This window comes from Geobacter grbiciae, assembly GCF_018531165.1.
In the GTDB taxonomy this organism is placed as follows: domain Bacteria; phylum Desulfobacterota; class Desulfuromonadia; order Geobacterales; family Geobacteraceae; genus Geobacter; species Geobacter metallireducens.
The window spans coordinates 94,699-110,516 of record NZ_JAHDIW010000004.1; the positions used below are offsets into that span (position 1 = coordinate 94,699).

15 protein-coding genes are annotated in these 15,818 nt (G+C 61.6%); 7 read left to right on the top strand and 8 right to left on the bottom strand.

Features of this window, described 5'->3' with window-relative positions; all coding sequences use genetic code 11:
- Positions 1-21: 21 nt before the first annotated feature.
- From KJB29_RS07715 to KJB29_RS07725, 3 genes are all read right to left on the bottom strand, one after another.
- Complete coding sequence (locus KJB29_RS07715; RefSeq protein ID WP_215734104.1) at positions 22-639, bottom strand: glycine zipper 2TM domain-containing protein; 618 nt, start codon at positions 637-639, stop codon at positions 22-24.
- A 138-nt stretch (positions 640-777) separates the two neighbouring features.
- Positions 778-2,013 carry a GGDEF domain-containing protein gene (locus KJB29_RS07720; RefSeq protein ID WP_215734105.1) on the bottom strand — a complete coding sequence of 412 codons (1,236 nt, stop codon included), beginning with the start codon at positions 2,011-2,013 and terminating at the stop codon, positions 778-780.
- A 70-nt stretch (positions 2,014-2,083) separates the two neighbouring features.
- Complete coding sequence (locus KJB29_RS07725; protein ID WP_004512985.1) at positions 2,084-2,764, bottom strand: metallophosphoesterase family protein; 681 nt, start codon at positions 2,762-2,764, stop codon at positions 2,084-2,086.
- Positions 2,765-2,913: 149 nt separating this feature from the next.
- On the opposite strand from KJB29_RS07725, the gene bioF reads away from it, so the two are divergent.
- From bioF to KJB29_RS07740, 3 genes are read left to right on the top strand one after another with little or no spacing between them, the layout of a single operon-like run.
- Complete coding sequence (gene bioF / locus KJB29_RS07730; protein ID WP_215734106.1) at positions 2,914-4,104, top strand: 8-amino-7-oxononanoate synthase; 1,191 nt, start codon at positions 2,914-2,916, stop codon at positions 4,102-4,104.
- Positions 4,105-4,107: 3 nt separating this feature from the next.
- Positions 4,108-4,926: an alpha/beta fold hydrolase gene (locus tag KJB29_RS07735; RefSeq protein WP_215734107.1), complete on the top strand. Its 819-nt coding sequence runs from the start codon at positions 4,108-4,110 to the stop codon at positions 4,924-4,926.
- Positions 4,919-5,734, top strand: a complete 816-nt coding sequence (locus KJB29_RS07740) for a methyltransferase domain-containing protein (protein WP_215734108.1) — start codon at positions 4,919-4,921, stop codon at positions 5,732-5,734. Before KJB29_RS07735 ends, KJB29_RS07740 begins: the two co-directional genes overlap by 8 nt.
- Before the next feature lie 176 nt (positions 5,735-5,910).
- Here KJB29_RS07740 and KJB29_RS07745 read toward each other — a convergent pair whose 3' ends face one another.
- The 5 genes from KJB29_RS07745 to KJB29_RS07765 all read right to left on the bottom strand — a co-directional run bounded on the left by KJB29_RS07745 (position 5,911) and on the right by KJB29_RS07765 (position 11,727).
- Positions 5,911-7,074: a class I SAM-dependent rRNA methyltransferase gene (locus KJB29_RS07745; RefSeq protein WP_246560877.1), complete on the bottom strand. Its 1,164-nt coding sequence runs from the start codon at positions 7,072-7,074 to the stop codon at positions 5,911-5,913.
- A 65-nt stretch (positions 7,075-7,139) separates the two neighbouring features.
- Entirely contained in the window at positions 7,140-7,415 is a 276-nt protein-coding gene (locus KJB29_RS07750; RefSeq protein ID WP_215734109.1) for an ArsR/SmtB family transcription factor, read from the bottom strand.
- Positions 7,416-7,540: 125 nt separating this feature from the next.
- Positions 7,541-8,518: an ABC transporter ATP-binding protein gene (locus tag KJB29_RS07755; protein WP_215734110.1), complete on the bottom strand. Its 978-nt coding sequence runs from the start codon at positions 8,516-8,518 to the stop codon at positions 7,541-7,543.
- A complete protein-coding gene (locus KJB29_RS07760) occupies positions 8,515-9,477 on the bottom strand; it encodes an ABC transporter ATP-binding protein (protein ID WP_215734111.1) in 963 nt (320 codons plus the stop codon). The genes KJB29_RS07755 and KJB29_RS07760 overlap by 4 nt, the downstream gene beginning before the upstream one ends.
- Positions 9,478-9,594: 117 nt before the next feature.
- Positions 9,595-11,727: an HD domain-containing phosphohydrolase gene (locus KJB29_RS07765; RefSeq protein WP_215734112.1), complete on the bottom strand. Its 2,133-nt coding sequence runs from the start codon at positions 11,725-11,727 to the stop codon at positions 9,595-9,597.
- A 390-nt stretch (positions 11,728-12,117) separates the two neighbouring features.
- Here KJB29_RS07765 and KJB29_RS07770 point away from each other — a divergent pair, with 390 nt between their 5' ends.
- The 4 genes from KJB29_RS07770 (at position 12,118) to yajC (ending at position 15,804) form a co-directional block, all read left to right on the top strand.
- A complete protein-coding gene (locus tag KJB29_RS07770; RefSeq protein WP_246560928.1) occupies positions 12,118-13,239 on the top strand; it encodes a SpoIID/LytB domain-containing protein in 1,122 nt (373 codons plus the stop codon).
- Complete coding sequence (queA, locus tag KJB29_RS07775; protein ID WP_215734114.1) at positions 13,229-14,260, top strand: tRNA preQ1(34) S-adenosylmethionine ribosyltransferase-isomerase QueA; 1,032 nt, start codon at positions 13,229-13,231, stop codon at positions 14,258-14,260. Before KJB29_RS07770 ends, queA begins: the two co-directional genes overlap by 11 nt.
- A gap of 45 nt (positions 14,261-14,305) precedes the next feature.
- A complete protein-coding gene (tgt, locus tag KJB29_RS07780; protein WP_215734115.1) occupies positions 14,306-15,418 on the top strand; it encodes a tRNA guanosine(34) transglycosylase Tgt in 1,113 nt (370 codons plus the stop codon).
- A gap of 65 nt (positions 15,419-15,483) precedes the next feature.
- The gene (gene yajC, locus KJB29_RS07785) at positions 15,484-15,804 is read left to right on the top strand and encodes a preprotein translocase subunit YajC (protein WP_215734116.1); all 321 of its coding nucleotides are present in this window, start codon (positions 15,484-15,486) and stop codon (positions 15,802-15,804) included.
- Positions 15,805-15,818: the final 14 nt, after the last annotated feature.

Sequence of the window (15,818 nt, forward strand, 5' to 3'; positions counted from 1 at the left end):
CTTCCGTGGATGGGGGTGCGGCTACCGCACCGTAAAGCTGGTTTCGCGGCTATCCTTTGCCGTGGCGCTCTTGACCGTGGAGATTACCCGGTAGTTCCCTGTCTTAGCGTCTTTGGGGAGGACGATGGGGATGGTGAAGGTGTAGGTGCCGCCGCCATGGGTGACCATGGCCTCGGGATTCCCGACGAGTTCACCCCCGTGGTAGATTTCGACGGACTCGGTCAGCCCTACCTGCTCGGTGGTGGACGGGGTGAGGAGTGCGTAGGTGGCCTGGACCTCCACCCGTTCTCCGGGGTTCACGGTTGTGGGGGTGGTGGTCACGTTTTCGAGGCGCACCATGGTCCCCGACGATGGCTGGACGTTGTACTTGGCGGCGGTCTCCTCGGCAGTGAGCTTCTTGTCGATGGTGTAGTTGCCGATGACGCCGCCGATGAGCGCTCCGGCCAGACCGCCGAGAACGGCTCCCTTGGTCCGTGAACCCTCTCCGGCCAGCAGTGCACCGGCCAGGGCGCCGGCGGCGCCGCCGTAGCCTGCCCCCTTTGCCGCTCCCTCGTGTTCCTTCGGAATGGTGACGCACCCCGTGATGCCCCCCAACGTGAATGCCGCAAGCGTAACGAGTGAAATCAGCCTGATTTTCATGGGTTCCCTCCTTGGCGGTGCCGTGTTCCCGTCATCGCGCGCACTTGTTTGGTGAGTAACGGAAAAAGTATAGCGGGGAGGGAAACGAATGCAACGGGGGGGAGGATGAGAAGGAGTGAATGGAGGGTGGGCGGGCCGTCAGCTGCAGACGCGGTTGCGGCCGCCACCTTTGGCCCGGTAGAGGGCTTGGTCGGCCGCCTTGATGACGTCGGCGGGGCGGCGGCGGTCGGCGCTGCTCTCGGCAACGCCGATGCTGACGGTTACTGAGACGGTGGCGTTGCCGCGTCCGGTGCCGTAGCGGAGTTTTTTCCCCTCTTTGGACGAACTGGGGCGGTCGGTGCCGCGCAGGCGCATCTGGTAGTCGGCAATGGTGCGGCGCAGCCCTTCCAGGTCGGCGAGAACCTCCTCTCGCTCCTTGCGGTGGAAGAGGATAGTAAACTCTTCACCGCCGTAGCGGTAGACCTTTCCGCCCCCGCCCACGCCCCGCAGCTTCGATGCAACCATCCGCAGCACCTGGTCCCCCACGTCGTGGCCGTAGGTGTCGTTGAACCTCTTGAAATGGTCCACGTCCACCATGGCCACGGTGTAGCGCCGCCCGAGCCATGTGAGCTGCTCGTTGAGGGCGCGGCGGGAGGGGAGGCCGGTCAGCTCGTCCCTGAAGGCCATGTTGTAGGAGTCCTTCAAAACCCCGAGGGTGAGGATGGCGGCGGCGGCAGCCATGAAAACCGGCGTGACGAACTCTGCCCCGATGCCGTTGCAAGCCACCACAAAGGCCGCCATGACTCCCAGAAGGCTTGCGTCTATGGGAGACTGGCCCCTGGCGGCCCGACCGATTACCACGGCCGTCCCGAGGACGATTACCGGCAGTGCCGGCTGGGGAAGCTGGAGCCCAGCCAGGAGGTGGCTCTCGGTGAACCGGCAGGAGAGAAGTTGCTGGACCGCCACATGCCCCGGTTCCATGGCCCATCCCACGAAAAGGGCCTGGAGCGCCAGGAAGGCGAAACGGAGCCGGCCGGCAACGGTCATGATCCCCCGCTCGCGCATGAGGGAGAAGAGCGTGATGTTCAGGGGGACAAGAACGCAAACGGACTGGAACAGGACCGTGGCCGTGATTCCGGTCGGAGCGCCGTTCAGGTGCCCCCGGAAGCTCCAGTAAACGGCAATCAGAACGAGAAAAACGAAAAATGCCCTCCCCCGGTGAAAATGGAACGAGAGCATCATGCCCAAAGCCATGGTCAGATAGGGAATGAAGGGGAGAAGCTCCAGCCGCCCCGGCGGTAGCGTTGCCACCTGGGGGAAGAACCAGATGGTGGCTGTGAGAAACGCAGCGGGAATAAGGAAAATGGTCAGGTTTTTCATTGAAAGAGCATGCATGCTGCAAAGGCTCCTAGTTGATGGGTCCTAAGCAAACATATCGGAGAAAAATGAGAAAACTTTAGAAGGCTTAATCAATATTTTCCTGAAAAGAGAGGGTCATTGAGTCCAGCTCCAGGGCGGCCAGGCACCCCATGCCGGCCCGCTCCCGGTAGACGCAGCCGTTGTCGAGGACGATACGGTCGGTGGAAAGTCCCCGGAGAATTTCTGAGCGGCTCATGGGGGTGTGGCCGCCGATGACGCGCCGGCCACCGATCACCTCCTTGCGGACCTCCAGGGATCGGCTCCAGAGCATTGCCTCGGTGTCGGCAAAGGGGGAGGGGATGGCAAAGTTGAGACTCGCGTGGAGCAGCACGAAGTCGGGGAGAATGCGATAGTAGGGCATCTCGGCCATGAAGCGACGGTAAGGGAGAGGGATCTCGCAGGCATCCTCCACGCCGAAACTATCGAGGGTGGCGCGACCGCCGTTTTCGAACCACATCCGGAACATGTTGCGGTCGCCGCAGCTCTCCAGGAGCATCTCCTCGTGGTTCCCCCGCACGGGGAAGACCCGATACCCTTTCAGGGTGAGCCCCATGAGGATGTCGAGGACTTCCCTGCTGCGGGGGCCCCGGTCGATGTAGTCCCCCAGGAGATAGAGCTCGTCGCTGCGTCTCAGGTGGATGACTTCCCGGAGAAGGCGGTCCAGAGTCAGGGCGCAGCCGTGGATATCGGGGATGACAAAGCGGCGGGAGAGTTGGGTTCTTTTCAATGCGATACCATTCGGGAAGCAAAATTCATTCGAAGTAATGACCCCTTATACCATGCGGACCCCTGTCAAGTAAACGGTCACTGATTGTCAACCTTGGTGTCTGGCTTGGTTGACGAAAAGGCGGTGAATGTGCTACAAACGGAGCGCCGATGAAAGGAGAACCCGTGTCGAAAAGCTTTGCCAAAGAACTGGAGATGCTGAAGGCCCAGGGGCTTCACCGGAGGATGCGCCACATCGCCGGAAGCCAGGGGAGCAGGGTCGTTGTGGACGGGAAGGAGGCGCTCCTCCTCTGCTCCAACAACTACCTGGGGCTGGCCGACCATCCCCGTCTGGCGGAGGCGGCCATCCGGGCCGTGGAGCGCTACGGCACCTCCAGCGGTGCATCACGTCTCGTCTCCGGCACCATGGAACTCCACGCCCTCCTCGAAGAGCGGATCGCCCGCTTCAAGGGGACCAGCGCGGCCCTGGTCTTCAACTCGGGCTATGCCGCCAACAGCGGCATCATCCCGGCCCTGGTGGGGAAGGGGGACGTGGTCTTCTCCGACCGGCTCAACCACGCGAGCATCGTGGATGGCTGCCTCCTCTCCCGGGCCACCATGGTCCGCTATCCCCACAACGACACGGCTGCCCTGCTGCGGCTTCTGGAGCGGCATCAAACCGCCGGCCGGCGGATCATCGTCACCGACGGGGTCTTCAGCATGGACGGTGACATGGCGCCGCTGCGGGAGCTGGCGGCCCTCAAGCGGGAATTCGGCGCCCTTCTCATGGTGGACGATGCCCACGGCACCGGCGTCCTGGGCGCGACCGGCCGGGGGAGCGCCGAGCTTCAGGGGGTGATGGCGGAGATCGACATCCACATGGGAACCCTCGGCAAGGCCCTCGGCAGTTTCGGCGCCTACGCCGCGGCTTCGGAGGACGTGATCGATTACCTGGCGAACAAAGCCCGCAGTTTCATCTTTTCCACGTCGCTCCCACCGGCGGTCCTGGCCGCATCTCTTGCCGCCGTCGATCTGGTCGACTCCCCCGATGGCGCGGCGCTCCGGGAGCGGCTTGCCCGCAACACCGCTTTCTTCAGAGAGGGCTTGTGCGCCGCCGGTTTCGACACCATGGGGAGCGAGACCCAGATTGTTCCCCTCTTCGTGGGGGGAGCCGAAGAGACCATGGCCTTCACGGCCCGGTTGCTGGAGGCAGGGGTCTTTGCCCAGGGGATACGCCCTCCCACGGTTCCTGCCGGGACCTGCCGGCTCCGCTGCACCCTCATGGCGACCCACACGGAGGAGGACCTGGCCCGGGCAGTGGCGCTCATGGCGACAATCGGCAAAGGGATGGGGGTAATTTGACCGATGCCCTTCATGGAAACTGCTGACAAGGTAACGATGCACTATGAGGACGAAGGTTCGGGCTTTCCCCTTGTCTTCGTCCATGGCTGGGCCATGTCCGGGAAGGTCTGGGCCTTCCAGAAGCCCCTGGCTGACCATTTTCGCCTCATTACGTTGGACCTTCGGGGGCACGGAAAATCGTCCGCCGCTCCCGGTTACGCCTTTTCCGACTTCGCCGCCGACCTGGCGGCCCTCTTCGACCGGTTGGGCCTCGAGCGCGCTGCACTTGTCGGCTGGTCCCTGGGGGCCCAAGTGGCCCTGGAGGCCGTTCCGCTCCTGGGGGACCGCGTTGTTGCCCTGGTGCTCGTGGCCGGTACCCCCAAGTTCACCACCGCCGACGGCTGGCCCCACGGCCTCCCGTCACATGAGGCACGAGGGCTCGGCCTGCGGCTGAAGCGGGCCTATGACGCCACCCTGGGGGACTTTTTCCGGCAGATGTTCGCGGAGGGGGAGCTGTCCCACGATCAGTATCAGCGCATCGTCCGGGAGATCGTGATTCCCCGGCCCCTCCCCGATCCCGGCGCGGTGCAGGCATGCCTCGTCACCCTCGCCGGCGGCGATCACCGCAATCTCCTGCCCGCTATCGCCGCGCCGACCCTCGTCATCCACGGCGACCGGGATGCCATCTGTTCCCCCGGTGCTGGCCGGTACCTGGCCGAGGGGATTCCCGGCGCCCGCTTCCTCTCCGTGGAGGGGACAGGGCATGCCCCGTTCCTCTCGCACCCAGAGCGGTTCAACCAGGAGCTGAGCCGCTTCCTTGCGGAGGTGATCGGCCGTGATTGACCGCCGCAGGGTGAGACATTCCTTCCACCGGCAGGCCCTGGAGTACGACGCCCATGCCGCTGTCCAGAAACGGGTCGTGGAACGGTTTCTCCAGATCTTGGACGACGAGGTGGACTCTCCCCCCCGGATCCTCGACGTGGGGGCGGGCACCGGACTCCTGGCCCGTCAGCTTGCCGACCGTCACCCCGCGGCGCTTCTCTCCTGCGTCGACCTGGCCCCCGGCATGGCCGCAACGGCGCGACAACGCCTCGGCTCCCGGGCACTGGTGGCCGTGGCCGATGCGGAACAGCTCCCCTTTGCCGGCGCCTCATTCGACTGCGTCGTCTCCACCTCCACCTTCCAGTGGCTCACCACCCTCGACGCCGCCTTTGCCGAGGCGTGGCGGGTGCTGGCCCCCGGCGGGCTCTTCGCCTTCGCCCTCTTCGGCCACGGCACCTTCCACGAGCTGAAAGGCTCCTACCGGTCTGCCCTGACCGCCGTGGGGCGCGAGGACGAGGACCGGACCCAGCGCTTTTTCACCGAAACCGAAGCCGGAGCGGCCCTGGAGAGGACCGGCTTCGGGGTGAGGCGCCTCTGCGTCGAGGATGAGGTTGAGTGGCATCCGGACGTGCCGGCCTTCCTCCGCTCCGTAAAGCGGGTCGGTGCCGGCAACGCCTCGCCGCTCCGGGGGCGGGGCCTCGCGGAGCGGCGGGTCATGGTGGAGATGATGCGGGTCTACGGGGAACGGTACGGCGGGGAGCGGGGGATTCCGGCCACCTACACGGTGATCTACGGGGTGGGGATGAAGCCAGAAGCGGCAGAAAAATAACACTGAGAGACGGAGAACACGGAGAAATCAATGCATTAGTTCAGTCGTTGCCTGACCTTCCGGGCGCGTTTAAAGCTGGTTGTTTTTTTGTGAAGGATTTTTTTTCTCAGGTTTTCTCCGTGTGCTCCGTTGCTCAGTGTTATTAAGGCCTTAAACGCACTGCAACACGAAACATTTCAGGTACTCGGTCTCCGGCACGGCCAGGAGCACGGGGTGATCCGGGGCCTGGGAGCGGGTCTCCACGATCCGCACCTGACGCCCCGCCTGGCGGGCCGCCTGGGCCAGGAGATCCCTGAACAACTCCCGCCCCCCATGTGGTAGGAACAGGAGCAGGTGATCAGGTACCCTCCAGCGTCGAGGAGTTCCAACCCACGCCGATTGATGGTGAGATATCCCTTTTCCGCCTCCTTCAACGCCTTCTTGTTCTTCACGAAGGCAGGGGGATCGAGGACCACCACGTCGAAGCGCCGCCCCTCGTGTCTCAGGCTCCGGAGCCGGTCAAAGGCGTCGCAGACCTCAACGTGCACCACTCCTTCAAGCCCGTTCAGGGCCGCGTTCTCCCGGGCAAGGGCCGTGGCCCGCTCCGAGATGTCGAGGCAGGTCACTTCCGCGGCACCAAAGGCCGCGGCATGGACTCCCCAGCTTCCCGAGTAGGAGAAACAGTCCAGAACCCTCTTCCCTGCCGCCATTCCCTTCAGTACGAGATGGTTTTCCTTCTGGTCGAGAAAGTGGCCGGTCTTCTGGCCTCCGGCCAGGTCAACCCGGAAGCGCAAACCATGCTCCTCCGCCTCCACCGTCTCCGGGATCTCCCCATACAGTACTTCCACTGTTTCCGCCAGCCCCTCCAGCGACCGCACGGCCACGTCGTTGCGGGCGATGATCCCCTTGGGAGCGAAAAGTTCCATGAGAGCCTCCACGATGGCTCCCCTGCGTGCCTCCATCCCCGCGGTCAGTATCTGGACCGAAAGCCGGTCGCCGTACTTGTCGACGACGAGGCCGGGGAGAAAGTCCCCTTCGCCGTGGACGACCCGGAAGGTGGCCATGTCCGGGTAGAGGTTGCGACGCAGTTTCAGCGCCCGGCCGATCCGCTCCTTGAAAAACGCTGGCGAATCGATCTCCTCCCGCTCCCGGGAGAGGAGCCGCACCGCGATGAGGGAGTGGGGGTTGTAGTAGCCTGTGCCGAGAAAACCGCCCCCCGTATCGTAGACCTCGGCGGTGGCGCCGGGGATCCGTTCCCCCTTTGCCTCCCGAATCTCGTTACTGAAGACCCAGGGGTGGCCTCCCTTGATTCGGCGGTCTTCGCCACGGTTGAGGGTCACGCGGATAGCGGCTGTTTCCATGGTTGTCTCCAAAAAAAATCCCCTCGCCGGGAGGGGATTCGTGGTGTTTGTGTGCAGGCTGCCGTTCAGCCGAGGACCTCGATGAGCTTCTTGGCCAGGGGGTGTACCACCGAGTAGTGGACTTCCACCCCGTCCCGTTTTCCCTCGATGATTCCCTTGTTCTTCAGAAGGGCCAGATGCTGGGAGACGGTGGCCTGGGGAAGTCCGAGGCACTCCCAGATATGCTTCACGTTGCACTCCCGCGTACAGAGCCCTGCAACGATCTTGAGCCGGATCGGGTGGCCGAGCACCTTGAAGATTTCCGCTTCCTCGGAGAAAGTCCTGCTGATGTCGAAGTCCATGGATTCCGTCCTGTGGGCCGGGGGAGAACCCTTGCCATGCAGAGTGCAACTCCCCTCACGTTTGAGCAATAATCTAAATATATTTATATTGTTCCCGACCTGTGTTGTCAAGGAAAAGGTACTGATCAGAAAAACAGTTTATGACTGAAATGGCAGGCTGCCAGATGGCCTGCCCTCTTTTCTTCGAGGGGAGGGGAAGTGGTGGCGCAGACCGGTTCCGCGTAGGGGCAGCGGGGGTGGAAAGGGCATCCCGTCGGCGGGTTGAGGGGGGTGGGGGGATCCCCCTTGAGGATGATCCGTTTCTTCCCCTCGAAAGGGGTGATCCGGGGAACCGCCGACAGGAGCGCCTCGGTGTAAGGGTGCTGGAAGCGGGCGAAGATTGCGTCCCGGGGGCCGGTCTCAACAATCCTCCCCAGGTACATGACCGCAACCCGATCGCTCAGGTGTCGCACTACGGAGAGATCATGGGCGATGAAGAGGTAGGAGAGCCCCAGGGTTCGCTTCAGTTCGTCCAGCAGGTTGATGATCTGGGCCTGGATGGAGAGGTCGAGGGCCGACACCGGCTCATCGGCGACAATCAACCTTGGAGAGACCGCCAGTGCCCGGGCAATGCCGATCCGTTGCCGCTGCCCACCGGAAAACTCGTGGGGGTAGCGGTTGATCTGCTCCGCCGTGAGTCCTACCATTTCCATGAGCTCCATGACCCGCTCCCGGCGCCTCTCCTTCGGGACGAGGCCGTGGATGGCCAGGGGCTCCCCGATGATGTCCCCGACCCGCATCCGTGGGTTGAGAGACGAGAAGGGGTCCTGGAAGATCATCTGCACGTCCTTGCGGAAGGCGGCCCGTTCATCGGCCGTTGCCCCGGCCATATCCGCGCCCCGGAATCGGATTGCGCCGCCGTCGGGCTCAAGAAGACCCATGAGGAGCTTGCCCACGGTGGACTTGCCGCAGCCGGATTCGCCGGCAAGCCCTAGGGTTTCCCCCTCTCCTATCCGGAGCGACACGCCGTCAACGGCCCGCAGCACCTTACTGGGTGTGAAGGGGCTCGGTCTTACGATAAAGGTCTTGGAGATGTTTTCCAGTGCGATGAGAGGTGTCGTCATCGGTATTTCCAGCACCGGACCCGGTGTCCCGGCGTGATTTCCCTGAGTTGAGGTGTTTCACGGTCGCATTCCCACTGTTTCTGCGGGCAGCGGGAGCAGAAACCGCAACCGGGGAGATCCCCGAAGAGGCTCGGCACGTGGCCCGGTATCGTCGTGAGGGGGCGGCCCGGTTCGCTCCGCTGGGGGAGCGAGGCGAGGAGCCCTTCGGTGTAAGGGTGGAGGGGAGTGGCCAGGAGCTTGTCTGTCGGGCCTTCTTCCACGATTTGTCCCGCGTACATGACAAGGGTCCGGTCGGCCCGTTCGGCCACTACCCCCAGGTCATGGGTGATGAGGAGAAGCGCCATCCGGTGCTCTTCCCGGAGCCGGTCCATGAGCTCCAGGATCTGGGCCTGGATGGTTACGTCGAGGGCGGTGGTTGGTTCGTCGGCAATGAGGAGCCGGGGTTTGCAGGCAAGGGCCATGGCGATCATGACCCTCTGGCGCATCCCTCCCGAAAGCTGGTGGGGGTAGTCCCGGAGCCTTTCGGCTGGGGAGGGAATCCCCACCTGTGCCAGGAGTCGCTCCGCTTCCTCCAGCGCCTCCCGCCGGGAGACTCCCCGGTGGATGATCAACCCCTCGGCTATCTGCCGGCCGATGGGAAATACCGGGTTCAGGGAGGTCATGGGCTCCTGGAAGATCATGGCGATCCGGTTTCCGCGGATGTCCTGCATTTCTTCGTCGCTGAGGCGGAGGAGGTCGCGTCCTTCAAAAACGATTTCGCCTGCCGTGATCACGCCGGGGGGGAGGATAAGGCGCAGGAGCGATAGGGCGGTCACGCTCTTGCCGCATCCGGATTCTCCCACGACGGCCACGGTCTCGCCTTCGGCCACGGTGAAGTCGACGCCGTTCACGGCATGAACGTCCCCCGCTGAGAGGCGGAAGCGGGTGGTGAGCCCTTTGACGGTGAGAAGGTCCGGCACGATGGGGTTCCTGAGAGGATAGTTGCGCTGCTGGAGCGGTGTGGTGGTCAGGGAGACCTTATACCACGATCACGGGAAGGGGGCAAATCGTAATGCGATGACGGATAGGGGAGGGGGTCAACCGATGCGGATGCCGTAGTCACTGAGGGGAACCACTTTGCGCCGTTCCCGCATCGGGGTCTCTTCCATGTCGGATTTATCGCAGGAGAAGCCGAAGGTGCCGCTCTCGATGAGTTCGATGAAGTGAGGCACCAGTTCTGGGTCGAACTGGGCTCCGGCATGGTCGACCAGTTCCTTTGCCGCCGCTTCAACGGGAAGCGCTTTGCGGTAGGGGCGGTCTGATGTCATGGCGTCAAAGGCGTCGGCGATGGCGAGGATGCGCGACTCCAGAAGGAGTTCGCCGGCAGGGATGCGGTTCGGGTAGCCCCGGCCGTCGTACCGCTCGTGGTGTTGGCCGATGCAGATGCGGACGTCCTGGAGGAAGTCGATGGGCTCCAGAATCCTCATGCCGATGACTGGATGCTGCTGGAGGTCGTGAATTTCCTCGGGAGAGAGCTTTCCTTCTTTGTGGAGAAGGTTCAGGTCGATGCCGATCTTTCCGATGTCGTGGAGGATGGCGGCCCGCTCGATAATTTTGAGCCGCTCGGGGGGGAGCGTCAGTTTGCGGGCCAGCTCCAAAGAGTAGCGGGTCACCCGCTCCGAATGGCCACGGGTGTAGCTGTCGCTGGCCTCGATGGCGGAGACCAGTGCCTGGATCGTATGGAGGTAGGTGGCCTGCTGCTCGTCGTAGAGCTGGGCGTTCTTGATGGCGATGCTCGCCTGGGCGGCGATGGTGACGAGAAGTTCCAGTTCTTCCGCGTTGTAGGTGGAACTGTCCCGCTTGTTGACGGCGGTGATGGTGCCGATGATCTCGTCCTTGATCATAAGCGGCGCACAGATGAGGTTTTTGCGCTCATAGCCCAGGGCGCTGAAGCGGTCGAACTGGGGAAACTCGTTAATGTCGGGAATGAGGAGCGGAGTTCGGTTTTCAATGACCCAGGTCGAGACGCTCGACGGCTTCATCTGCAGGATGGTAGAGGCTTCCGGCGTCACTTCGTGCCCCAGGAGCGTGGTGACTAGCAGGTTCCGTCCCTGCTGGTTGTAGAGGATGATATAACCGATCTCAGCATTGAGTGTCTTAACGGCAGTGCGGACGATGAGGTCGAAGATCTTTTTACTCTCCATGGTGGAGTTGACGGCAAGGCCAACCTTGTACAGGGTCGAGAGGCGGGCCACGGCCCGCTCCAGGTTGACGTTCTTGTCTTCGAGTTCGCTGGCGAGGTCGGCGATGCGGTAGTTGGCCTCCTCGATCTCCTCGATCCGCTCCTCCATGCCGACGTTGAGGTTTTCGATCTCCCGGAGCTGATCCTCCAGCTTCTGGTTCATGAGGTGCATCTCGTGGTGATGGGCAAGTTTTGACTGGGCCCGTGCCAGTTCCCGTTCGTGGCCGATGGTGGTGTCTACGAAGTAGCGGAGTTTGCTCACCATCATGTTGAAGTTGTCGGAGAGGGCTTTCATCTCGGTGCTGCTGGCAATATCGGTCTTGACGTCGAAATCGCCCCGCTCTATCCCTTGCATGGACGAGATAATGGCCTTGAGCGGACGGTTCACGTAGGCGTGGAGGAAAATGAAAATGGTGGCGAGGATGAGGACGACCATGGTGAGCATCGAGACCGACATGAAGAACTTATCCTGGTCCAGATACGACTCAAGGTACCTTATGGAGAGCTCAACCTCAAGGGCGCCGAGGAGCGTGGTGCCGGCATCGTGGCAGGCGTGGCACGCCGGTTTGTTATATATGGGGGCAATGCTCTTGAAAATCTTGTCGCTGTCTTCGTTGCCGACATTAACGAGAGCGATTCGTTTTCCCTCCTTGTACATCTCAAGGTCGGCGGGACCGACCTGAAGACCGATTTCCGGCTTGATGGCGGAGTTGAGGATACGTCCCGCTTCGTCAAAAATCCGCAGGTTCTCGATCTTGTCCTTTTCCTTTAGCCGGCTGAGGATGCGTTGCACCTCGTCGGTCCGGCCACTCATCATCACGTTCTCAATGGTGCTTTGAAGCGTCGTGGTAAGAAGGACGGCGTTTTGGGCGGATATCTGCGTTATCAGCCGTTTCTGGTGCTGATATTCCAGGATGCTGACTACGAAGACGAGTAAGCACACAATAAGGGTTATCGTCCCGAGTATTTTGACTTTCAGTGAATTCATAGCGTCAATATACCGACTGCCCCTGGCAACGCCGGTGTTTATCGTGGCCGTTTTGGGTCTGCAAATATGGCTATATGGCGGTTAGTTTGTGCTAATTCTGTGTGTTGTGCTTGTCGCGAAGGCGTATTTCGGTTGCCGTCCGCGGGATGGGGATGTCAGTCCAAACCGGCATGAACAGTGGTTTTTGCCCCCTAAATGCTTGACATTGAACTGGCCTGCACCTATGATGACCATCCGTTGCAGTATCTGGTTAATGTCCCTGTTCTTCGTACTGCATAAGCAATTTGGTTGCCAAGTATACTATGCTCGAAGGGGGCTTTTACCCCTTCCTTTCTTTTTTTGTGTCGTTGAAAGTCAGTATCGGAAGGTCTCTCTGTTACCGTGAGGTTTCTGCTTACCATAGCGGCTCTGCTCCTGCTCCTTGCTGGGGATGGTTCCGCAGCGACCCTCCCCCGGCAGGAGGCCGTTCGGGTTGCCATTATCAAGGGAGTCGACAGCGTAAGGATCGATGGTGACGGCGTGCTTGCCACCGATGGGAGGGGTGAACCGCTACGTCTGACTCTCCCCGCGCAGGTCAGGCGTGTCGGAGGCTCTCTCTCCGTGGGGGGGCAGACGGTTGCCCGACTCACGGTTACTTCTCCCCTGGTCATACAGGTTAACGGCAAGCGTTACCGCGGCACCATAGAGGTTTCTCCCGCCGACAGAGGGATCCTCGTGGTGAATGACCTCCCGCTTGAGGATTATCTGGTTGGCCTCATCAATTGCGAAATCTCATCCCAGTGGCCCATCGAGGCGGTGAAGGCCCAGGCGGTGGTGGCACGCACCTATGCCTCATACCAGAAGCGGGCACGTGCTAACGCCCCGTACCACCTGGAGTCATCGGTGCTTGACCAGGTCTATGACGGGTGCGAGATCGAGGATAGCCGTGCTGCGCGGGGGGTACGGGAGACTGCCGGGGAGATTCTCACCTACGGAGGCCAACCGATCCAGGCATTCTACCATTCCAACTGTGGCGGCCGAACCGAAGTCGCCGAGAACGTCTGGGGGGTCCGGCTACCCTATCTCAAGAGTGTAGATTGCGCTTACTGTTCCACAAACCCCTCTATTCGTTGGGAATACGCCATCTCGTTGAAGAAGCTCGAGTCGCTTCTCAGGGGATCGGGGACCCATGTTTCAGGCCTTCGGGATGTCAGGGAAGGGAAGCGAAACGAGAGTGGCAGGCTCATTGACCTTGCTCTTGTTTCAAGCGGGGGGACCACGACCGTGACGGCGGTGAACTTCCGCAAGATCGTCGGCTATACCGCCATCAAAAGCACCAATTTTACGGTTAGAGTCACCAGCGACTCGGTTCGCTTTACCGGTACCGGTTACGGGCATGGAGTCGGCCTCTGCCAGTGGGGTGCGAAGCAACGGGCATCCGATGGTTTCACCTACCGGGAGATTCTTGCTTATTACTATCCCGGTGCGTTCCTGAGCAAGCTCCCGATGGGGCAGGGTGTCGATGCGCGTTGATGATTTCGACTATGATCTGCCTCCGGAGTTGATAGCCCAGGAACCCCTGGATCGACGTGACGCCACCCGACTCATGACTGTCGACCGGTTGAAGGGAGAGGTCGGCGAGGTCTCTTTCCGCGAGATAAGCCGGCTTTTCCGGCCGGGAGACCTCCTGGTGGTGAACGATACCCGTGTCATTCCGGCGCGTTTTTTCGGCGTCAAGGAGAGTGGTGGCCGTGTGGAGATTTTCCTGGAAAGGAGGCTTGCCGCCGAGGGAGAACGGTGGCAGTGCCTGCTCCGTTCCTCCAAGCCGTCGCGACCCGGTACCCGGATAGTGCTCGCGGAAGGTGTGTCCGCGGAGGTCATCGGGCGCGGTGACGGGGATACGTGGTGTGTTTCGTTTACCCCCGTGACAGGGTTCGATGAATGGCTGGAGCGCAACGGTGCAATGCCTCTGCCTCCTTACATAAGGAGGAGCGCGGCTGAAGCTGACCGGGAGCGGTATCAGACGGTTTTTTCCCGCCAGCGTGGTGCGGTCGCAGCCCCGACGGCAGGCCTCCATTTTACCCGCGAACTGTTGGATGAGCTACGGGAGCGAGGCGTAGAGATTGCCACCCTTACCCTCCATGTGGGGCTTGGCACTTTTATGCCGATCAGGGTTGAACGGGTGGAAGAGCACCGGATGCACCGTGAGCGGTATATCATCCCCTCTGCGACCGCCGACGCGGTGAATGCCCGGAAGGGGGGCAAAGGGAGGGTGGTCGCTCTGGGAACCACCGTGTGCCGTACCCTGGAGCATGCCGCCCGTGACGATGGCAGCGTGGCAGCCGGCGCGGGAGAAACAGGCATCTTTATCTATCCGGGCTACCACTTCAAAACGGTGGATGCCCTCATTACCAATTTTCACCTCCCCAAATCGACCCTGCTCATGCTCGTTTCGGCCTTTGCCGGGAAGGAGCCTCTCTTCAGGGCATACCATGAGGCGGTGACTCGGCGTTTCCGGTTTTTCAGCTACGGCGACGCGATGTTTGTACATTAGGCCGCTTGCCGTTGCCGGCTGGCCGCGAGATAATCAGGACGGATTTTGATCCATTTCAAACTTATAAAGAAAGACGGCGCAGCCCGTCTCGGCTCTTTGACAACCCCCCGCGGCACCATCGAGACGCCGATTTTCATGCCGGTCGGAACCCTGGCCACAGTAAAGGCCATGACCCCCGAGGAGCTGAAGACCATCGGTGCCCGGATCATCCTGGCCAATACGTACCATCTTTATATTCGCCCCGGCCATGAATTGGTGAGGCGCATGGGCGGGCTTCACCGTTTCATGAACTGGGATCGTCCGATCCTCACCGACAGCGGCGGGTTTCAGGTCTTCAGCCTGAACGAGTTGCGCAAAATCACCGAGGAGGGGGTGAAGTTCCAATCCCATCTGGACGGTTCCTATCATTTTATCTCTCCCGAGGACGCCATCGCCATCCAGGAGGCTCTGGGGAGCGACATCGCCATGTGTTTCGACGAGTGTACTCCCTATCCGGCCACCCACGACTACGCCCGCCGCTCCATGGAGATGACCACCCGGTGGGCCAGGCGCTGCAAGGATGCGAAGACGCGGGAAGACCAGGCTCTTTTCGGGATTGTCCAGGGGGGGATGTACCGGGACCTGCGGGAGCGAAGTGCCGCGGAACTGCGGGAGATCGGCTTTGACGGCTACGCCATGGGAGGGCTCTCTGTTGGCGAGGAAAAGGAAGTCATGCACGAGGTGCTGGAGTACGCCGCGCCGATGCTTCCCGAAGACCGACCCCGCTATGTGATGGGAATCGGGGCGCCGGAGGATCTCATCGAGGCGGTCTGGCACGGCTTCGACATGTTCGATTGCGTGATGCCCACGCGAAACGCCCGCAACGGGATGCTCTTCACCTCCTTTGGTAGGGTCAACATCAAGGGGGCGGCCTATGCCGAGGACGCCGGTCCCCTGGATCCCGAATGCGACTGTTACGTCTGTCGCACCTACAGCAGGGCCTATCTGAGGCATCTGTACCGCTCGGGGGAGATTCTCGCGTCGCGGCTCAACACGTACCATAACCTGTACTATTATCTGTCCCTCATGGCAAAGGCGCGGGCTGCCATTGCCGAGGGACGGTTCGCCGCGTTCCGGCAGGAGTTTTACGCCAAGAGGGAGTTGCAGGGGCAATCCTAGAGATTGCTCCATAAAAAAGAGGGGGCTTCGGGCTTCCTCTCTATAAATCGTCCGGAGGTTACACAATGTTCGGAGTTGCTTTTGCAATGGCTGCACAACCGGGAGGAGCCCAGCCCGGCGGCGCCATGGGCGCTTTTCAGGCTATCCTGCCCCTCGTCTTCATGTTCGCCATCTTCTACTTCCTTCTGATCCGCCCCCAACAGAAGAAGGCCAAGGATCACCGCGCGCTTCTCGATTCCCTCAAGAAGGGGGATCAGGTTGTTACCGCCGGCGGCATCCACGGGAAGGTGGGCGCCATAGACGGCGACGTCGTGCTCCTCGAAATTGCCTCGGGGGTCACCATCAAGATTTCCAAGGGTTATATTGCCACCCTGAAGAAGGATTAGAACCTACGGGGATC